The 16,420-nt window shown below is 41.7% G+C and carries 29 protein-coding genes; all 29 read left to right on the top strand.

Translation table 11 applies throughout. From position 1 onward, the window contains the following. Positions 1–7: 7 nt before the first annotated feature. The 29 genes from rplW to JS40_RS06540 all read left to right on the top strand — a co-directional run bounded on the left by rplW (position 8) and on the right by JS40_RS06540 (position 16,382). On the top strand, positions 8–298 hold the full coding sequence (rplW, locus tag JS40_RS06675; protein WP_034259313.1) for a 50S ribosomal protein L23: 291 nt from the start codon (positions 8–10) through the stop codon (positions 296–298). Positions 299–324: 26 nt separating this feature from the next. Next, the gene (rplB, locus tag JS40_RS06670; RefSeq protein WP_034259311.1) at positions 325–1,149 is read left to right on the top strand and encodes a 50S ribosomal protein L2; all 825 of its coding nucleotides are present in this window, start codon (positions 325–327) and stop codon (positions 1,147–1,149) included. Positions 1,150–1,152: 3 nt separating this feature from the next. Further along, the gene (rpsS, locus tag JS40_RS06665) at positions 1,153–1,431 is read left to right on the top strand and encodes a 30S ribosomal protein S19 (RefSeq protein ID WP_034259310.1); all 279 of its coding nucleotides are present in this window, start codon (positions 1,153–1,155) and stop codon (positions 1,429–1,431) included. Between the two features lie 6 nt (positions 1,432–1,437). Beyond that, on the top strand, positions 1,438–1,848 hold the full coding sequence (rplV, locus tag JS40_RS06660; RefSeq protein WP_034259308.1) for a 50S ribosomal protein L22: 411 nt from the start codon (positions 1,438–1,440) through the stop codon (positions 1,846–1,848). A gap of 3 nt (positions 1,849–1,851) precedes the next feature. After that, a complete protein-coding gene (rpsC, locus tag JS40_RS06655; RefSeq protein ID WP_034259307.1) occupies positions 1,852–2,577 on the top strand; it encodes a 30S ribosomal protein S3 in 726 nt (241 codons plus the stop codon). 18 nt (positions 2,578–2,595) lie between these two features. After that, positions 2,596–3,015 carry a 50S ribosomal protein L16 gene (rplP, locus tag JS40_RS06650; protein ID WP_034259306.1) on the top strand — a complete coding sequence of 140 codons (420 nt, stop codon included), beginning with the start codon at positions 2,596–2,598 and terminating at the stop codon, positions 3,013–3,015. Positions 3,016–3,026: 11 nt separating this feature from the next. Beyond that, entirely contained in the window at positions 3,027–3,218 is a 192-nt protein-coding gene (gene rpmC, locus JS40_RS06645) for a 50S ribosomal protein L29 (protein WP_034259305.1), read from the top strand. Positions 3,219–3,235: 17 nt separating this feature from the next. Further along, positions 3,236–3,496, top strand: coding sequence for a 30S ribosomal protein S17 (gene rpsQ / locus JS40_RS06640; protein WP_034259304.1), 261 nt, complete (start codon positions 3,236–3,238; stop codon positions 3,494–3,496). A gap of 2 nt (positions 3,497–3,498) precedes the next feature. Then, complete coding sequence (gene rplN / locus JS40_RS06635; RefSeq protein ID WP_034259303.1) at positions 3,499–3,867, top strand: 50S ribosomal protein L14; 369 nt, start codon at positions 3,499–3,501, stop codon at positions 3,865–3,867. Between the two features lie 11 nt (positions 3,868–3,878). Beyond that, a complete protein-coding gene (gene rplX, locus JS40_RS06630) occupies positions 3,879–4,193 on the top strand; it encodes a 50S ribosomal protein L24 (RefSeq protein ID WP_034259302.1) in 315 nt (104 codons plus the stop codon). 2 nt (positions 4,194–4,195) lie between these two features. After that, complete coding sequence (gene rplE, locus JS40_RS06625; RefSeq protein ID WP_034259301.1) at positions 4,196–4,747, top strand: 50S ribosomal protein L5; 552 nt, start codon at positions 4,196–4,198, stop codon at positions 4,745–4,747. 3 nt (positions 4,748–4,750) lie between these two features. Then, positions 4,751–5,020 (top strand): 30S ribosomal protein S14, encoded by a 270-nt coding sequence (gene rpsN, locus JS40_RS06620; protein ID WP_034259300.1) that lies wholly within the window; start codon positions 4,751–4,753, stop codon positions 5,018–5,020. Between the two features lie 85 nt (positions 5,021–5,105). Further along, positions 5,106–5,507 carry a 30S ribosomal protein S8 gene (rpsH, locus tag JS40_RS06615; RefSeq protein ID WP_034259299.1) on the top strand — a complete coding sequence of 134 codons (402 nt, stop codon included), beginning with the start codon at positions 5,106–5,108 and terminating at the stop codon, positions 5,505–5,507. 18 nt (positions 5,508–5,525) lie between these two features. Further along, on the top strand, positions 5,526–6,068 hold the full coding sequence (gene rplF, locus JS40_RS06610) for a 50S ribosomal protein L6 (RefSeq protein ID WP_034259298.1): 543 nt from the start codon (positions 5,526–5,528) through the stop codon (positions 6,066–6,068). Positions 6,069–6,079: 11 nt separating this feature from the next. Continuing rightward, complete coding sequence (rplR, locus tag JS40_RS06605; RefSeq protein WP_034259296.1) at positions 6,080–6,436, top strand: 50S ribosomal protein L18; 357 nt, start codon at positions 6,080–6,082, stop codon at positions 6,434–6,436. A 5-nt stretch (positions 6,437–6,441) separates the two neighbouring features. Next, positions 6,442–6,966 (top strand): 30S ribosomal protein S5, encoded by a 525-nt coding sequence (rpsE, locus tag JS40_RS06600; RefSeq protein ID WP_034259294.1) that lies wholly within the window; start codon positions 6,442–6,444, stop codon positions 6,964–6,966. 11 nt (positions 6,967–6,977) lie between these two features. Further along, positions 6,978–7,157, top strand: coding sequence for a 50S ribosomal protein L30 (rpmD, locus tag JS40_RS06595; RefSeq protein ID WP_034259293.1), 180 nt, complete (start codon positions 6,978–6,980; stop codon positions 7,155–7,157). 10 nt (positions 7,158–7,167) lie between these two features. Continuing rightward, positions 7,168–7,620: a 50S ribosomal protein L15 gene (rplO, locus tag JS40_RS06590; RefSeq protein ID WP_034259291.1), complete on the top strand. Its 453-nt coding sequence runs from the start codon at positions 7,168–7,170 to the stop codon at positions 7,618–7,620. A 13-nt stretch (positions 7,621–7,633) separates the two neighbouring features. Next, positions 7,634–8,977 carry a preprotein translocase subunit SecY gene (gene secY, locus JS40_RS06585; RefSeq protein WP_034259289.1) on the top strand — a complete coding sequence of 448 codons (1,344 nt, stop codon included), beginning with the start codon at positions 7,634–7,636 and terminating at the stop codon, positions 8,975–8,977. A gap of 2 nt (positions 8,978–8,979) precedes the next feature. Beyond that, complete coding sequence (infA, locus tag JS40_RS06580) at positions 8,980–9,195, top strand: translation initiation factor IF-1 (RefSeq protein ID WP_034259287.1); 216 nt, start codon at positions 8,980–8,982, stop codon at positions 9,193–9,195. Between the two features lie 78 nt (positions 9,196–9,273). Continuing rightward, a complete protein-coding gene (gene ykgO, locus JS40_RS15235; RefSeq protein ID WP_013305171.1) occupies positions 9,274–9,390 on the top strand; it encodes a type B 50S ribosomal protein L36 in 117 nt (38 codons plus the stop codon). A 2-nt stretch (positions 9,391–9,392) separates the two neighbouring features. Further along, positions 9,393–9,767, top strand: a complete 375-nt coding sequence (gene rpsM, locus JS40_RS06575) for a 30S ribosomal protein S13 (RefSeq protein WP_034259285.1) — start codon at positions 9,393–9,395, stop codon at positions 9,765–9,767. A gap of 11 nt (positions 9,768–9,778) precedes the next feature. Further along, complete coding sequence (gene rpsK / locus JS40_RS06570; protein ID WP_034259283.1) at positions 9,779–10,180, top strand: 30S ribosomal protein S11; 402 nt, start codon at positions 9,779–9,781, stop codon at positions 10,178–10,180. An 83-nt stretch (positions 10,181–10,263) separates the two neighbouring features. Next, a complete protein-coding gene (gene rpsD, locus JS40_RS06565; protein ID WP_034259281.1) occupies positions 10,264–10,869 on the top strand; it encodes a 30S ribosomal protein S4 in 606 nt (201 codons plus the stop codon). A 21-nt stretch (positions 10,870–10,890) separates the two neighbouring features. Continuing rightward, positions 10,891–11,883: a DNA-directed RNA polymerase subunit alpha gene (locus JS40_RS06560; RefSeq protein WP_034259279.1), complete on the top strand. Its 993-nt coding sequence runs from the start codon at positions 10,891–10,893 to the stop codon at positions 11,881–11,883. 60 nt (positions 11,884–11,943) lie between these two features. Further along, complete coding sequence (rplQ, locus tag JS40_RS06555; RefSeq protein WP_034259278.1) at positions 11,944–12,429, top strand: 50S ribosomal protein L17; 486 nt, start codon at positions 11,944–11,946, stop codon at positions 12,427–12,429. Positions 12,430–12,545: 116 nt separating this feature from the next. Further along, the gene (gene carA, locus JS40_RS06550) at positions 12,546–13,667 is read left to right on the top strand and encodes a glutamine-hydrolyzing carbamoyl-phosphate synthase small subunit (protein WP_034259276.1); all 1,122 of its coding nucleotides are present in this window, start codon (positions 12,546–12,548) and stop codon (positions 13,665–13,667) included. Further along, positions 13,664–14,950 (top strand): phosphopyruvate hydratase, encoded by a 1,287-nt coding sequence (gene eno, locus JS40_RS06545; protein WP_034259274.1) that lies wholly within the window; start codon positions 13,664–13,666, stop codon positions 14,948–14,950. The genes carA and eno overlap by 4 nt, the downstream gene beginning before the upstream one ends. Before the next feature lie 145 nt (positions 14,951–15,095). Beyond that, complete coding sequence (locus JS40_RS06540) at positions 15,096–16,382, top strand: citrate synthase (RefSeq protein ID WP_034259272.1); 1,287 nt, start codon at positions 15,096–15,098, stop codon at positions 16,380–16,382. The last annotated feature ends 38 nt before the right edge of the window (positions 16,383–16,420 follow it).

Here is a 16,420-nt window from a genome sequence, read left to right as displayed (position 1 = left end):
AAACAAGATGAATATCTTAATAAAACCTATAATTACGGAAAAAGCTACACGTGATGCAGAAGACAAGAATGTTTTCGGATTCGTAGTAAACCCAAAGGCGAACAAGGTAGAGATCAAAAAAGCGGTGGAAGCTGCTTATGGCGTTTCTGTTGAAAAAGTTCGTACAATAAATGTCCGCCCTAACAGGAAGACCCGATATACAAAAACGGGGATCCAAACTGGTAAAACAAATGCTTATAAAAAAGCAATTGTACAGGTGGCGGAAGGTGATACAATAGATTTTTACAGTAACATCTAAGTTCGCTTAGATTTAATTAGACAAACATGTCAGTAAGAAAATTAAAACCTATCACCCCAGGTCAGCGATTTAGAGTTGTAAATGGATTTGACGCCATTACAACTGATAAGCCGGAGAAAAGTTTATTAGCTCCGAATAAAAGATCTGGTGGTAGAAACAGTCAAGGAAAAATGACCATGCGCTACATAGGTGGTGGTCATAAGAGAAAATATCGAATTATCGATTTTAAGCGTGACAAAGCAGGAATTCCTGCAACTGTTGCGACCATTGAATACGATCCTAACCGTACGGCATTTATCGCTTTATTGAATTACCAAGATGGTGAAAAGCGTTATGTAATTGCACAAAACGGTCTACAAGTTGGTCAGAATATAGTTTCCGGTGAGAGCGTAGCTCCAGAGATTGGAAATGCTATGACGCTTGCCAATATTCCATTAGGTACAATCATTTCTTGTTTAGAATTACGTCCTGGTCAAGGAGCTGTTATGGCACGTAGTGCCGGAGCCTTTGCTCAATTAATGGCGCGTGACGGGAAGTATGCTACTGTTAAGTTGCCTTCAGGGGAAACGAGACTAGTTTTAGTTGCCTGTATGGCGACCATTGGTGCTGTATCAAACAGTGACCATCAGTTGTTAGTGTCCGGTAAAGCAGGGCGTTCACGATGGTTAGGTAGAAGACCTAGAACCAGACCGGTAGTAATGAACCCTGTGGATCACCCAATGGGTGGTGGTGAAGGTAAGTCTTCCGGAGGTCACCCGCGTTCTAGAAACGGTATTCCTGCAAAAGGATACAGAACCCGTTCTAAGACGAAATCTAGTAACAAATATATAATCGAACGTAGAAAGAAATAAGCTATGGCAAGATCGTTAAAAAAAGGACCTTACGTTCACTACAAGTTAGAGAGTAAAGTACAAGAGAATGTGGAATCAAACAAGAAGACCGTTATCAAGACTTGGTCACGCGCTTCTATGATCACACCGGATTTTGTTGGGCAAACCATCGCAGTACATAACGGACGTCAATTTGTTCCTGTGTATGTAACTGAGAATATGGTAGGACATAAACTAGGAGAATTTTCACCTACTCGATCATTCCGTGGTCATGCTGGTGCAAAAAACAAAGGAAAAAAATAATAGGCCATGGGAGTTCGTAAAAGAGAAAGAGCAGAGCAGATCAAGGAAGCAAAGAAGACAATGTACTTTGCTAAGTTGAATAATTGCCCTACATCACCAAGAAAAATGCGCTTGATGGCGGATCTTATTCGCGGGGAAAAAGTAGACAAGGCACTAAATATTTTGAAGTTCAGTTCAAAAGAATCATCACGTCGTTTAGAAAAGCTTGTACTGTCTGCCATTGCAAACTGGCAAGCGAAAAATGAAGATGCTTCTTTAGAAGATGCAGATCTTTTCATTAAAGAGATCCGTGTGGATGGAGGAACGATGTTAAAAAGACTTCGTCCTGCACCTCAGGGTCGCGCGCACAGAATTAGAAAACGTTCCAACCACGTAACATTGGTTTTAGGAGCTAACGATAACACACAAAGCAATTAATAAATGGGACAGAAGACAAATCCAATCGGGAATCGCCTAGGTATTATTAGAGGATGGGAATCCAACTGGTACGGAGGCAACGACTATGGTGATAAATTGGCCGAAGACGATAAGATTAGAAAATATGTTCACGCTCGTTTAAGTAAAGCTAGTGTGTCTAGAGTGATTATTGAGCGTACGCTTAAACTTGTAACCGTTACTATTACCACTGCCCGTCCCGGTATCATTATCGGTAAAGGTGGACAGGAAGTAGACAAGTTGAAAGAAGAGCTTAAAAAGATCACGGGTAAAGAAGTACAGATCAACATCCACGAGATCAAACGACCAGAATTGGATGCGTACTTAGTAGCGGCAAGTGTTGCAAGACAGATCGAGAATCGAATCTCGTACCGTCGTGCTATCAAAATGGCTATCGCTGCTGCCATGCGTATGAACGCAGAGGGTATTAAGATCCAGATCTCAGGACGTTTGAACGGTGCAGAAATGGCACGTTCAGAATCGTACAAAGATGGACGTATTCCTTTATCTACATTTAGAGCTGATATTGACTATGCTTTAGTTGAGGCACACACTACCTATGGTAGATTGGGTGTTAAAGTATGGATTATGAAAGGCGAAGTATACGGAAAGAGAGAGCTTTCTCCTTTGGTTGGTTTGACCAAAAAAGGCGGAAAGAGCGGAAATTCCACAGGACGAGCAGGCAATAACAAAGCCCGTCGTAGAAAGTAATTTTTTAAATAGAAGAAAATGTTACAACCTAAGAGAACAAAGTACCGTAAAATGCAAAAGGGCCGTATGAAAGGGAATGCTGGTCGTGGTAATCAGCTTGCCTACGGAACCTTTGGTATCAAGTCTTTAGATTCAAACTTCTTGACAGCACGTCAAATAGAAGCAGCGCGTATCGCCGCTACCCGATATATGAAAAGAGAAGGTTCTATCTGGATCATGATTTTCCCGGATAAACCAATTACAAAGAAACCTCTTGAAGTACGTATGGGTAAAGGTAAAGGAGCTGTGGAATATTGGGCAGCCGTTGTAAAGCCGGGTCGAATTTTGTTTGAAGTTTCTGGAGTTCCTTTAGAAACAGCCAAAGAAGCATTGCGCCTTGCAGCTCAAAAACTTCCTGTGAAAACGAAATTTATTATGTCTAGAGATTATCAAGCTTAATTTTTACAAAGATGAAACAATCAGAGATAAACGAAGCGTCTACAGCGGAGCTACAAGAGAAACTTGCTGAATCTAAAAAGGCATATACAGATCTTAAAATGGCACATACCATTTCACCGTTGGAAAATCCAATTCAATTGAGAAGACATAGAAGAACTATGGCCAGAATTGCGACAGAACTAACTAAAAGAGAAGTACAATAACGGTACGAAGCTGAAAGATGGAAGAAAAAAGAAACTTAAGAAAAGAACGTATAGGAGTAGTTACCAGTAACAAGATGGAAAAATCCATTGTTGTTGCCGAAGTAAAGAAAGTAAAACATCCTATGTACGGAAAGTTCGTTTTAAAAACGAAGAAATACGTAGCACACGACGAAAAGAACGACTGCAACGAAGGAGATACTGTAAAGATCATGGAGACACGACCTTTAAGTAAGACCAAATGTTGGAGGTTAGTAGAAATAATTGAAAGAGCGAAGTAATCATGATACAACAAGAATCAAGACTAAAAGTAGCAGACAACACCGGCGCTAAAGAAGTGCTAACTATTAGAGTGTTGGGCGGTACAAAAAAGAGATATGCTTCTATTGGAGATAAAATTGTAGTGACTGTTAAAGAAGCTACTCCCAATGGAAACATTAAAAAAGGTGCCGTTTCTACTGCAGTAGTGGTACGTACCGTGAAAGAAGTAAGACGTCCCGACGGATCGTATATTCGTTTCGACGATAATGCATGTGTGTTGTTGAACCCACAAGGGGAGATGAGAGGAACACGTGTGTTTGGTCCCGTGGCAAGAGAACTTCGTGACAAACAATTTATGAAAATAGTATCATTGGCACCCGAGGTGCTTTAATACGAATCAAGATGGCAAAGCTTAAAATAAAATCAGGGGATACCGTAGTAGTTACGGCCGGAGAACATAAAGGTTCCGAAGGGAAAGTACTTAAGGTGCTCCTTGATAAAAACAAAGCAATAGTAGAGGGAGTAAACACAGTGAAAAAACATGAGAAGCCAAGTGCGGCGAACCCTCAAGGTGGAATCACAGAAAAAGAAGCTCCTATTCATATTTCAAACCTATCGCTGGTAGATCCAAAATCTGGAGAACCAACACGCGTAGGGTATAGAATGGAAGATGGTAAAAAAGTACGATTTTCTAAAAAATCGAATCAAGTATTATAGTTATGGGATATACACCAAGACTTAAGGAAGAGTACAAGAGCAGAGTAATTAATGCTCTTACAGACGAGTTTGGATACAAAAATGTAATGCAAGTACCAAAACTAGAGCGCATCGTTGTGTCTCGTGGCGTAGGTGCAGCGGTTGCAGATAAAAAACTTATCGACTACTCTGTAGATGAATTGACAAATATCACGGGGCAAAAGGCCGTTGCGACAATCTCCAAAAAGGACGTTGCAACCTTTAAGCTTCGTAAGGGAATGCCTATTGGTGCGATGGTAACATTGCGAGGTGAGCGTATGTACGAGTTTTTAGACAGACTCGTTACGTCTGCACTGCCAAGGGTACGTGATTTTAACGGTATCAAAGCCACAGGTTTTGACGGAAGAGGAAACTACTCTTTAGGAATTACCGAGCAAATTATATTTCCTGAGATCGATATCGATAAAGTAAAAAAGATCGAAGGGATGAACATTACTTTCGTTACTTCTGCTGAAACCGATAAAGAAGCGAAAGCATTACTAACAGAACTAGGATTACCTTTTAAAAAGAACTAAGAGATGGCTAAAGAATCAATGAAAGCCCGCGAGGTGAAAAGAGCTAAAATGGTAGCAAAGTATGCTGAAAAACGCAAAGCTTTAAAAGAAGCTGGCGATTGGGAAGGCCTGCAAAAATTACCAAAGAACGCTTCTCCGGTACGTCAACACAATCGTTGTAAGTTAACCGGAAGACCAAAAGGGTATATGAGAGTTTTTGGAATTTCACGTGTAATGTTTCGTGAAATGGCCAATCAAGGTCTTATCCCTGGTGTTAGAAAAGCAAGTTGGTAAAATTATAAACTGGTAGCAGGTTTGTCACAATAATCCCGATAAGAATCAGGATTGAGACGAAAACCATTACCGCAAACAAAAGGAAATGACAACAGATCCAATCGCAGATTATCTAACACGAGTTAGAAATGCAGTAAAGGCAGGACACCGAGTAGTAGAGGTGCCGGCTTCAAATCTAAAAAAAGAGATTACAAAGATCTTGTTTGATCAAGGTTTTATCTTAAGCTACAAATTCGAAGATGATAAAGGACCGCAAGGAATTATCAAGATCGCTTTGAAATATGATAAGCTTACAAAAGATCCGGTGATCAAGAAGATTCAAAGAATTAGTAAACCCGGTTTACGTAAATACGCAAGTTCTAACGAGATCCCTCGTATCCTAAACGGTTTGGGTATTGCTATTGTGTCTACTTCAGCAGGAGTAATGACAGGAAAGCAAGCCAAAGCTCAAAACGTAGGTGGCGAAGTATTGTGTTACGTATACTAACAATAAAGACAAGAAGAAATGTCAAGAATAGGTAATAACCCGGTAGCAATTCCAGAAGGAGTTACAGTTGAAGTAAAAGACAATGTAATTACCGTTAAAGGAAAATTAGGTGAGTTAACTCAGGAGTATTCTGATGTGACCATCAAAGTAGAAGACGGTAATGCATACGTGGAACGTCCCAGTGATGCAAAGAATCACAAAGCCAAACACGGGCTTTACAGAGCATTGATCTATAACATGATAGAAGGTGTATCTAAAGGATGGACAAAAGAATTGGAACTTGTAGGGGTTGGATATCGTGCCTCTAATCAAGGTCAGAAATTAGATTTGGCGGTTGGTTACTCTCACAATATTGTGTTGGAAGTCGCTCCGGAAGTAAAGGTGGAAACTGTTTCTGAAAAAGGAAAGAACCCCATCGTTAAATTAACCTCTCACGATAAACAATTGGTAGGACAGATCGCGGCTAAGATTCGTGGTTTCCGTAAGCCGGAACCTTACAAAGGAAAAGGTATCAAGTTTGTTGGTGAACAATTAAGAAGAAAAGCAGGTAAATCTGCATAATAAATAGAGTTATGGCATTATCAAAACAAGATAGAAGAAATCGTCTACGTTTTAGAATACGTAAAACTATTTCAGGAACAGAACAACGCCCGCGTTTGGCTGTTTTCAGAAGCAATAAAGAGATTTATGCGCAACTTATCGACGATGTGAACGGGAAAACCATTACCGCAGCATCTTCAAGAGATAAAGACATTGACGCTGCAAAAGCAAATAAGACCGATGTAGCGAAATTAGTAGGAAAAGCCATCGCTGAGAAAGCGCAGAAAGCAGGTGTAGATACCGTAGCTTTCGACAGAGGGGGTTATCTATATCACGGAAGAGTAAAATCATTAGCTGAAGGAGCACGCGAAGGCGGCCTTAAATTCTAAGTAGTATGTATCAAGATTATAAAAACGTAGAATTAGTAAAACCAGGAGGTCTGGAGTTAAAAGACCGTTTAGTAGGCGTACAACGTGTTACTAAAGTAACTAAAGGAGGTAGAGCCTTCGGATTTTCGGCTATTGTTGTAGTTGGTGATGAGAACGGAGTGGTAGGACACGGTCTTGGAAAATCTAAGGATGTGGCAAGTGCGATTGCTAAGGCGATCGAGGATGCCAAGAAGAACCTTGTTCGTATTCCTTTGAATAAAGCCACACTGCCTCATGAACAAAAAGGTAAGTATGGTGGTGCTCGTGTCAACCTATTGCCCGCAGCTCCTGGTACAGGGGTGATCGCAGGGGGTGCTGTACGTGCGGTATTGGAAGCAGTTGGAGTACACGACGTATTGTCTAAATCTCAAGGATCTTCTAATCCACATAACGTGGTAAAAGCAACGTTTGATGCTTTATTGCAATTGCGCAGCGCACAAACAGTAGCAGACCAACGAGGAATCTCCATGGAGAAATTGTTTAAAGGTTAAACCAAAGAAAAATGGCAAAGATTAAAGTAACAAAGGTAAAGAGTGCTATCAATCGCACACAGACCCAAAAGAGAACGCTTGAAGCGTTAGGGCTTCGTAAAATCGGCCAAACGATCGAGCATGAGGATTCGCCAGCGGTTCTTGGTATGATAAAAAAAGTTAATCACCTGGTTTCAGTAGAAACTAAATAAGATAAAGACAATGGATTTAAGTAACTTAAAACCTGCAGAAGGTTCGGTTAGTAACAAAGGGAAGCGCGTTGGGCGCGGTCAGGGTTCCGGAAAAGGTGGAACAGCAACCCGCGGTCACAAAGGGGCGAAGTCTCGTTCTGGATATTCCAAAAAACTTGGTTTTGAAGGAGGGCAAATGCCATTACAGCGTCGTGTGCCTAAGTTTGGGTTTACTAACATTAACCGTAAAGAGTACCAGGGAATTAACTTGGATACACTTCAGCAGTTAGTAGATGATAAAAAGATAAAAGATACTGTAGATTTTGAAACCCTGGTTGGTTTAGGTCTTGCTGGTAAGAACGATATGGTGAAGATCTTGGGAAGAGGAGAGTTGAAAGCAAGTTTAAAAGTATCTGCTCACAAGTTTACTGCCTCTGCAGCAAAAGCTATTGAAGCTGCTGGTGGTGAAGTAGTAACATTGTAATCCAAGAATACCGATGAAGTTTATTGATACCATAAAGAACGTATTTAAAATAGAGGAGTTGCGTAACCGCATCACGGTAACTTTAGGATTATTATTAGTGTATCGTTTTGGTGCACAGGTTGTGTTGCCGGGCATTGATGCCTCTAAGCTTTCTGAGTTTGCCGGAAAATTTGATGCCGGTGGAATTGGAGGACTGCTTAATGCGTTTACCGGAGGTGCTTTTGCAAATGCTTCGGTTTTTGCATTAGGGATCATGCCTTATATCTCGGCGTCGATTGTGGTTCAATTAATGCAGATCGCAGTTCCTTACCTTCAGAAATTACAGAAGGAAGGAGAAAGCGGCCGTAAGAAGATCAATCAAATTACACGCTGGTTAACTATTGGTATCTGTTTGGTACAGGCTCCTAGTTATTTGTTTGGATTACCTGCATTAGGTGTTCCTGTGGAAGCTTTTATATTGGGTCAAACCCCAATGTTTTATGTGTCGTCAACGATCATTCTTGTAACAGGATGTATCTTTGCCATGTGGTTGGGTGAGAAGATTACGGACAAAGGTATTGGAAACGGTATCTCTATCCTTATTATGGTGGGTATCATTGCTACCTTGCCACTGTCTTTTGCGCAAGAGTTCGCTTCCAGAGTGTTAGAGTCGAATGGTGGTTTAATCATGATCCTAATTGAATTGGTGATCTGGTTCGTGATCATTCTGGCATCTGTGATGCTTGTAATGGCGGTACGAAAGATCCCGGTGCAATATGCCAGAAGAACAGCTAGCGGAGGATACGAAAAGAACATATTTGGTGCGAGACAATTCATTCCTTTAAAGCTGAATGCTTCTGGGGTAATGCCAATCATCTTCGCACAGGCGATCATGTTTGTTCCTTCTGCAGTGGCGAGCCTTTCAGAAAGTGAAACAGCGCAATCGATTCAGGCAGCATTTAGTGATATCTTCGGATTGTGGTACAACATCGTGTTTGCGGCGTTGATCATTATCTTTACCTATTTCTACACCGCGATCACGGTACCTACCAATAAAATGGCAGATGACCTGAAGCGTAGTGGTGGGTTTATTCCGGGGATAAAACCGGGAACTGAAACAGCAGAATTGCTGGACCGGATCATGTCACAGATCACCCTACCCGGGTCCATCTTCTTAGCGTTGATCGCTATCTTCCCCGCATTTGTGGTGAAGTTGATGGGAATCCAGCAGGGCTGGGCATTGTTCTACGGTGGTACATCACTACTTATTATGGTAGGGGTGGCTATCGACACCATGCAACAAATCAATTCGTACTTGTTGAATCGTCACTACGACGGTTTGATGAAGTCCGGTAAAAATAGAAAAGCAGTAGCATAATTATGGCAAAACAACCCGCAATAGAACAAGATGGAACGATTGTAGAAGCATTGTCAAACGCGATGTTTCGTGTGGAATTGGAAAATGGTCATATAGTAACTGCGCATATTTCGGGTAAGATGCGTATGCACTACATTAAGTTGTTGCCCGGAGACAAAGTAAAATTAGAAATGAGCCCGTACGATTTAACCAAGGCTCGAATAACATACAGATATTAAAAATTACGAATTGCGAATTGAGAGTTCATTATTGAATCATATCTAAAATCGTATATCGTAAATCGCAAATAGCTAATTATGAAAGTAAGAGCATCAGTAAAAAAAAGAAGTGCCGACTGCAAGATTGTTCGCAGAAAAGGCAGATTATATGTAATTAATAAAAAGAACCCTAGGTTCAAACAAAGACAAGGATAATTATGGCAAGAATCGCAGGTGTAGATATCCCGAAACAAAAAAGGGGTGTAATCGCGTTAACGTATATCTTCGGAATTGGTAAAAGCCGAGCGAAGGATATATTGAACAAAGCCGGAGTTAGTGAAGACAAGAAAGTAAGCGAATGGAACGATGATGAAATCGGGGCAATTCGTGACGCTGTTGGATTCTTCAAGATCGAAGGTGAATTACGTAGTGAAGTCCAGTTAAGCATCAAACGCTTAATGGATATTGGTTGTTACAGAGGTATTCGTCACAGAGCAGGTCTCCCATTAAGAGGTCAGCGTACGAAGAATAACTCAAGAACAAGAAAAGGAAAACGTAAAACAGTTGCTAACAAGAAAAAGGCAACTAAATAATCCCTAGAGATATGGCAAAAACTAGCTCAAAAAGTACAAAAAGTACAAAGAAACGCAAGGTTAATGTTGAGTCTGTTGGTGAGGCACATTTGAACGCTTCCTTTAACAACATCATTATCTCATTAACAAACAAGAACGGAGACGTAATTGCTTGGTCATCGGCCGGTAAAATGGGCTTTAGAGGATCCAAGAAGAACACACCTTACGCTGCACAATTAGCAGCCGAAGACGCTTCTGCCGTAGCACACGCTGCAGGGTTGCGTAAAGTAAAGGTATATGTGAAGGGTCCGGGGAATGGTAGAGAGTCTGCTATTCGTTCCATCCACAATGCAGGAATTGAAGTGACCGAGATCATCGATGTTACGCCAATGCCGCACAACGGATGTCGTCCTCCAAAAAGAAGAAGAGTATAATTATAAATATCAACCAGAAGGAGCAACAAAGCTAGAGGATAGTTAAGACCTTAATTTAGTTTTTCCTTCTAAACAATTTAAACATGGCAAGATATACTGGTCCAAAAACTAAAATAGCCCGTAAATTCGGCGAGGCTATCTTCGGAGAAGATAAATCCTTCGAAAAGAGAAATTACCCTCCGGGGCAACACGGGAATAACCGTCGTCGCGGAAAGAAATCTGAATACGCGATCCAATTGGCTGAAAAGCAAAAGGCAAAATATACCTATGGTATCTTAGAGCGTCAGTTCAGAAATATGTTTAAAAGAGCGACAGCTGCTCCCGGCATTACCGGTGAAGTATTGTTGCAATTGGCAGAGTCACGTCTTGACAACGTAGTGTACCGAATGGGTATCGCTCCTAGCCGTCAGGCTGCAAGACAATTGGTGTCTCACCGTCATATCACCGTTAATGGTGAAAAAGTAAACATTCCTTCCTACCAGTTACAGGCAGGGGATGTAGTTGCTGTAAGAGAGAAATCAAAATCTCTTGAAGCTATTCAAAATTCGTTGGCGAACGCAAGTCATGTGTACGAGTGGATCACCTGGAACGGCGAGAAAATGGAAGGAACATACGTGTCCATCCCACAACGTCTTCAGATCCCCGAGAACATCAACGAGCAGTTCATCGTCGAATTATATTCTAAATAATCAAAACACACGAGTCGCACTATGGCAGTATTTAGTTTTCAGAAGCCTGATAAAGTTATCATGATTAATTCAACCGATTTCGAAGGGAAATTTGAATTTCGTCCTTTGGAGCCAGGTTACGGATTAACCGTTGGTAACGCATTAAGAAGAGTACTACTTTCTTCATTGGAAGGATTCGCAATCACTTCGGTACGTATCGAAGGTGTTGATCACGAATTCTCTACGATCGCAGGAGTTGTGGAAGATGTAACCGAGATCATCTTGAACTTAAAACAAGTTCGTTTTAAAAGACAGATCGATGAGATCGATAATGAGACCGTTACTATTTCTGTAAGTGGATCAGATCAAGTAGTAGCTGGAGATTTCCAAAAATTCATCTCAGGATTTCAGGTGTTGAACCCGGAATTGGTGATTTGTAACATGGAGAAGAAAGTGAACCTTAATTTCGAGATCACGATCGAGAAGGGAAGAGGATATGTTCCTGCCGAAGAGAATAAGAAAGCAAATGCTCCTCTTGGAACCATCTTTACAGATTCTATCTACACGCCTATAAAAAATGTGAAATACAGCATTGAGAATTTTCGTGTAGAACAAAAAACCGACTACGAAAAGTTAGTTTTCGAGATCGTTACAGACGGTTCTATTCATCCTAAAGATGCGTTGACCGAAGCAGCCAAGACCTTGATCCACCACTTTATGTTATTTAGTGATGAGCGAATTACCCTTGAGGCTGACGAGATCGCGCAAACCGAAACCTACGATGAGGAATCATTGCACATGCGTCAGTTGCTAAAAACAAAGTTGGTAGATATGGACCTTTCGGTGCGTGCGCTTAACTGTTTGAAAGCTGCTGAAGTGGATACCCTTGGAGACCTTGTTTCGTACAACAAGAACGATCTGATGAAATTCAGAAACTTCGGAAAAAAATCATTGACCGAACTTGAAGAGTTGGTGAATGTGAAAGGACTAAACTTCGGGATGGATCTTTCAAAATATAAATTAGATAAAGATTAATACGTCATATTTTGCTCCTCAAAACGGGTTGTAGCAAGATGATGATTAAAAAACAATGTCATGAGACACGGAAAGAAAATAAATCACTTAGGTAGAAAAACAGCGCATAGAAAGTCTATGTTGGCGAATATGGCCTGTTCCCTAATTGAGCACAAGCGAATCAACACTACCGTTGCAAAAGCAAAAGCGTTGAAGCAATTTGTAGAACCTGTGATCACTAAATCTAAAGAAGATACAACGCACAACCGTCGTATCGTAATGGCAAAATTACGTCAAAAGGACGCCGTTACCGAATTGTTTAGAGATGTGGCCGTAAAAGTGGGAGATCGCCCGGGAGGATACACCCGAATCATCAAATTGGGAAATCGATTGGGTGACAACGCTGACATGGCGATGATCGAGTTGGTCGATTACAACGAATTGTACAACGCTGGAAAAGCTAAGAAATCGAAGTCTACACGCCGTAGTCGTCGAGGAGGTAGCTCTAAGGCCGCTGCAACAGCTCCGGCTGCAAAAGCAACTGAAGCTAAAAAAGAAGAGGAATAAATGAGTACTCTCAAATAAATTCAAAAAGGGATAAGCAGACAATGTTTATCCCTTTTTTTATGCCTGCATTGTACAGGTTTATCTTTTAAAGTATTTTTGCAAAACATCTTGAAACAATGAAATACCAAACACGAAAAAAAGCACTAATCTTATTGGCAGACGGCACGATCTTCTATGGAAAGGCCGTTGGAGGAAAGGAAGGCTCTGCCTTTGGTGAAGTATGTTTTAACACCGGTATGACCGGCTATCAAGAGATCTTTACAGATCCGTCTTATTTTGGACAATTGATGGTCACAACCAATGCCCACATTGGGAATTATGGCACCCACAAAGATGAAGTAGAATCTGAGGGGATCAAGATCGCCGGACTTATATGCCGTAATTTTAGCTATCACTATTCACGACCTGCAGCAGACGATTCTTTAGAGTCGTTCTTGGACCAACATAATCTACTCGCCATAAGCGATGTGGATACGCGTGCACTTGTAAGTTACATTCGCGATAATGGCGCAATGAACGCTGTGATCTCTACAGAAGTAGATAATATTGATGGCCTGAAGGAACAATTGGCCAAAGTACCGGATATGAAGGGGCTGGAATTGGCGTCTAAAGTTTCTACTAAAGCACCTTATTTCTTCGGAAAGGAGGACGCAACCTATAAGGTCTCTGCCCTGGATATTGGAATTAAAAAGAATATCCTTCGCAACCTTGCCGAGCGTGATTGTTACATCAAGGTATTTCCTTACAATACATCCTTTGAAGAATTACAGGCCTTTCAACCCGATGGTTACTTCTTGTCCAACGGTCCGGGGGATCCTGAGCCATTGAACGAGGTGATAGCGACTACTAAAAAGATCATTGAATCGGGCGCACCGCTCTTCGGAATATGTCTGGGGCATCAAATCTTGGCCTTGGCAAACGGTATCTCAACCTATAAGATGCATCACGGCCATCGAGGAATCAATCACCCAATTATGAACCTGCTAACCGGTAAAGGGGAGATCACCTCGCAGAATCACGGCTTTGCGATCAATCGTGAAGAAGCTGAAGCACATCCGGAGATCGAGATCACACATCTTCATCTTAACGATAAGACAGCAGCCGGTATCCGTATGAGGAATAAACCGGTCTTTTCGGTACAATACCATCCCGAAGCAAGCCCGGGACCTCACGATGCTTCCTACCTTTTTGATGACTTTCTAAAAAACATTAAATCTCATAAATTACAAACAGCATGAGCATCATTATAGACATCCACGCACGACAAATATTCGACTCACGGGGCAACCCTACCATTGAAGTAGATGTCATCACCGAAAATGGATTCATGGGTCGTGCTGCGGTTCCTTCGGGCGCATCCACGGGAGAGCATGAGGCAGTAGAAATGCGTGATGGCGGAGATGAATACATGGGGAAAGGTGTCTTGAAAGCTGTTGAAAAGGTGAATGGAAAGATCGCCGGAACACTTTTGGGTATCTCTGTTTTCGAACAGGCACTTATCGACCAGATCATGATCGACCTGGATGGTACTGCCAATAAGTCGAAACTAGGAGCGAATGCTATTCTGGGTGTTTCTTTGGCCGCGGCAAAAGCTGCAGCGAACGAACTGGGAATGCCATTATATCGTTACGTAGGAGGTGTGAGTGCAAAAACACTTCCCGTCCCTATGATGAATATTATCAATGGGGGTTCTCACAGCGATGCGCCCATTGCGTTTCAGGAATTTATGGTCATGCCTGTAAAGGCGAAAAACTTTACACATGCCATGCAAATGGGAAGTGAGATCTTTCATCACCTTAAAAAAGTACTTCACGACAGAGGTCTTAGTACTGCGGTGGGAGATGAAGGTGGTTTTGCTCCCACGCTCGCAGGGACCGAAGATGCGCTGGACACGATCAAACAAGCGACTTCAAAAGCAGGATATACACTTGGAGAAGATGTAATGATCGCTTTGGATTGTGCTTCGGCAGAATTCTATAAAGACGGATCATACGATTATCGCATCTTTGAAGGCGATAAGGGTACTGTACGCTCATCTAAAGAACAAGCCGACTATCTGGCCGACCTTTGTTCCAAATATCCTATCATCTCTATTGAGGACGGTATGGACGAGAACGATTGGGACGGTTGGAAATATCTTACTGAAAAGGTGGGAGATACGGTTCAACTGGTAGGTGACGATCTTTTTGTTACCAATGTAGAACGCTTGTCACGGGGTATCTCTGAAAAAACGGCCAATTCGATCCTAATTAAAGTAAACCAAATTGGTACACTTACCGAAACGATCGCTGCGGTGAATATGGCGCACAATGCCGGTTATACTTCAGTCATGTCTCACCGAAGTGGGGAAACTGAAGATTATACCATTGCAGACCTTGCTGTAGCACTTAATTGCGGGCAGATAAAGACCGGTTCGGCTTCTCGCAGCGACCGAATGGCGAAGTATAATCAATTGCTTCGAATCGAGGAGGAGTTGGGAGAAGTTGCATATTATCCCCAGCGAAAAGCATTTAAGGTGTAATTCGCCCCATAGCTTTCAGTTTACAAGAGGAACGTAACACATATTTAAGGTTTTTTTAACCTAACAAGTGTTAGTAGTTGTTACAAAATCGTTCAATATTTTGTAATTTTACAATTCCGAATTTTTATAAAATCAATTTAAGTATATGTCAAAAACTGCCATCCTCGAGATCGACGGAAAAAAGTACGAATTTCCAATTGTTGAAGGTACCGAGAACGAACTCGCAATAGATATAAAATCACTTCGTGGGGACACGAATGGAATTACGACACTCGATCCGGGGTATAAGAATACAGGATCTTGCGAAAGTGCCATTACGTTTCTCAACGGTGAGGAGGGAATCCTACGTTATAGAGGGTATGCGATCGAAGAATTGGCAGAAAAAGCCGATTTCTTGGAAGTAGCCTATTTGCTAATTTTCGGAGAATTACCAACCAAAACCCAACTGGAGAAATTCCATAATGATATCAAAGCACAGTCTCACGTTGATGAGGATGTGAAAAAGATCATCGACGGCTTCCCTAAATCGGCACATCCCATGGGAGTGCTTTCATCATTGACTTCGGCATTGGTGGCGTTTAACCCTTCTTCAGTAAATGTAGATAGCGAGGAAGAAATGTACAATGCTATTGTTCGTATCCTTGCCAAATTTCCGGTGTTGACCGCTTGGGCATACAGAAAACGGGTAGGACTTCCTTTGGATTATGGTGATGACAATTTGGGCTATGTGGAGAACTTCCTTAAAATGATGTTCAAAAAGCCAAGTGGTGAATACAATTCGAATAAGGTAGTTGTCGAATCTTTGGATAAATTATTGATCTTACATGCAGATCACGAACAAAATTGTTCTACCTCTACCGTGCGTATTGTTGGTTCTTCTCATGCAGGACTCTTCGTTTCTATTTCAGCTGGTATTGCAGCACTTTGGGGACCACTTCACGGAGGTGCAAATCAAGCGGTGATCGAGATGTTGGAAGCTATTAAAGAAGATGGTGGAGATTCTAAAAAATTTATGGCTAAAGCCAAAGATAAGGATGATCCTTTCCGACTCATGGGCTTTGGGCATCGAGTGTACAAGAATTTCGATCCGCGTGCTAAGATCATAAAAAGATCTGCAGACAATGTGTTGGATGCATTGGGGATCGACGACCCTGTGTTGGATATCGCCAAAGGACTGGAAAGAGAAGCACTTGAAGATTCCTATTTTGTAGATCGCAAATTGTATCCTAATGTCGATTTCTATTCAGGTATCATCTATAGAGCATTGGGTATTCCGGTAGAGATGTTCACCCCTATGTTTGCCCTAGGACGTTTGCCGGGTTGGATCGCTCAATGGAGAGAGATGCGATTGCGTAAAGAGCCCATTGGGCGTCCGCGACAGGTATATATAGGAGAAAGTTTAAGATCTTTTAAGGACATTAGCAAGCGCTAAATACCTTTGTATAATTATTTAAGAACCATCCGGTAGCA

Source organism: Altibacter lentus, assembly GCF_000746845.1.
Taxonomy (GTDB): domain Bacteria; phylum Bacteroidota; class Bacteroidia; order Flavobacteriales; family Flavobacteriaceae; genus Altibacter; species Altibacter lentus.
The sequence above is the reverse complement of the archived record's forward strand: the minus strand, read 5'-3'. Positions and strand labels throughout refer to the sequence as shown.

Bases quoted from the DNA above. Each gene is read 5' to 3' on its own strand.
- rplW (WP_034259313.1), top strand. From the start codon at position 8: ATGAATATCTTAATAAAACCTATAATTACGGAAAAAGCTACACGTGAT.
- rplB (WP_034259311.1), top strand. From the start codon at position 325: ATGTCAGTAAGAAAATTAAAACCTATCACCCCAGGTCAGCGATTTAGA.
- rpsS (WP_034259310.1), top strand. From the start codon at position 1,153: ATGGCAAGATCGTTAAAAAAAGGACCTTACGTTCACTACAAGTTAGAG.
- rplV (WP_034259308.1), top strand. From the start codon at position 1,438: ATGGGAGTTCGTAAAAGAGAAAGAGCAGAGCAGATCAAGGAAGCAAAG.
- rpsC (WP_034259307.1), top strand. From the start codon at position 1,852: ATGGGACAGAAGACAAATCCAATCGGGAATCGCCTAGGTATTATTAGA.
- rplP (WP_034259306.1), top strand. From the start codon at position 2,596: ATGTTACAACCTAAGAGAACAAAGTACCGTAAAATGCAAAAGGGCCGT.
- rpmC (WP_034259305.1), top strand. From the start codon at position 3,027: ATGAAACAATCAGAGATAAACGAAGCGTCTACAGCGGAGCTACAAGAG.
- rpsQ (WP_034259304.1), top strand. From the start codon at position 3,236: ATGGAAGAAAAAAGAAACTTAAGAAAAGAACGTATAGGAGTAGTTACC.
- rplN (WP_034259303.1), top strand. From the start codon at position 3,499: ATGATACAACAAGAATCAAGACTAAAAGTAGCAGACAACACCGGCGCT.
- rplX (WP_034259302.1), top strand. From the start codon at position 3,879: ATGGCAAAGCTTAAAATAAAATCAGGGGATACCGTAGTAGTTACGGCC.
- rplE (WP_034259301.1), top strand. From the start codon at position 4,196: ATGGGATATACACCAAGACTTAAGGAAGAGTACAAGAGCAGAGTAATT.
- rpsN (WP_034259300.1), top strand. From the start codon at position 4,751: ATGGCTAAAGAATCAATGAAAGCCCGCGAGGTGAAAAGAGCTAAAATG.
- rpsH (WP_034259299.1), top strand. From the start codon at position 5,106: ATGACAACAGATCCAATCGCAGATTATCTAACACGAGTTAGAAATGCA.
- rplF (WP_034259298.1), top strand. From the start codon at position 5,526: ATGTCAAGAATAGGTAATAACCCGGTAGCAATTCCAGAAGGAGTTACA.
- rplR (WP_034259296.1), top strand. From the start codon at position 6,080: ATGGCATTATCAAAACAAGATAGAAGAAATCGTCTACGTTTTAGAATA.
- rpsE (WP_034259294.1), top strand. From the start codon at position 6,442: ATGTATCAAGATTATAAAAACGTAGAATTAGTAAAACCAGGAGGTCTG.
- rpmD (WP_034259293.1), top strand. From the start codon at position 6,978: ATGGCAAAGATTAAAGTAACAAAGGTAAAGAGTGCTATCAATCGCACA.
- rplO (WP_034259291.1), top strand. From the start codon at position 7,168: ATGGATTTAAGTAACTTAAAACCTGCAGAAGGTTCGGTTAGTAACAAA.
- secY (WP_034259289.1), top strand. From the start codon at position 7,634: ATGAAGTTTATTGATACCATAAAGAACGTATTTAAAATAGAGGAGTTG.
- infA (WP_034259287.1), top strand. From the start codon at position 8,980: ATGGCAAAACAACCCGCAATAGAACAAGATGGAACGATTGTAGAAGCA.
- ykgO (WP_013305171.1), top strand. From the start codon at position 9,274: ATGAAAGTAAGAGCATCAGTAAAAAAAAGAAGTGCCGACTGCAAGATT.
- rpsM (WP_034259285.1), top strand. From the start codon at position 9,393: ATGGCAAGAATCGCAGGTGTAGATATCCCGAAACAAAAAAGGGGTGTA.
- rpsK (WP_034259283.1), top strand. From the start codon at position 9,779: ATGGCAAAAACTAGCTCAAAAAGTACAAAAAGTACAAAGAAACGCAAG.
- rpsD (WP_034259281.1), top strand. From the start codon at position 10,264: ATGGCAAGATATACTGGTCCAAAAACTAAAATAGCCCGTAAATTCGGC.
- JS40_RS06560 (WP_034259279.1), top strand. From the start codon at position 10,891: ATGGCAGTATTTAGTTTTCAGAAGCCTGATAAAGTTATCATGATTAAT.
- rplQ (WP_034259278.1), top strand. From the start codon at position 11,944: ATGAGACACGGAAAGAAAATAAATCACTTAGGTAGAAAAACAGCGCAT.
- carA (WP_034259276.1), top strand. From the start codon at position 12,546: ATGAAATACCAAACACGAAAAAAAGCACTAATCTTATTGGCAGACGGC.
- eno (WP_034259274.1), top strand. From the start codon at position 13,664: ATGAGCATCATTATAGACATCCACGCACGACAAATATTCGACTCACGG.
- JS40_RS06540 (WP_034259272.1), top strand. From the start codon at position 15,096: ATGTCAAAAACTGCCATCCTCGAGATCGACGGAAAAAAGTACGAATTT.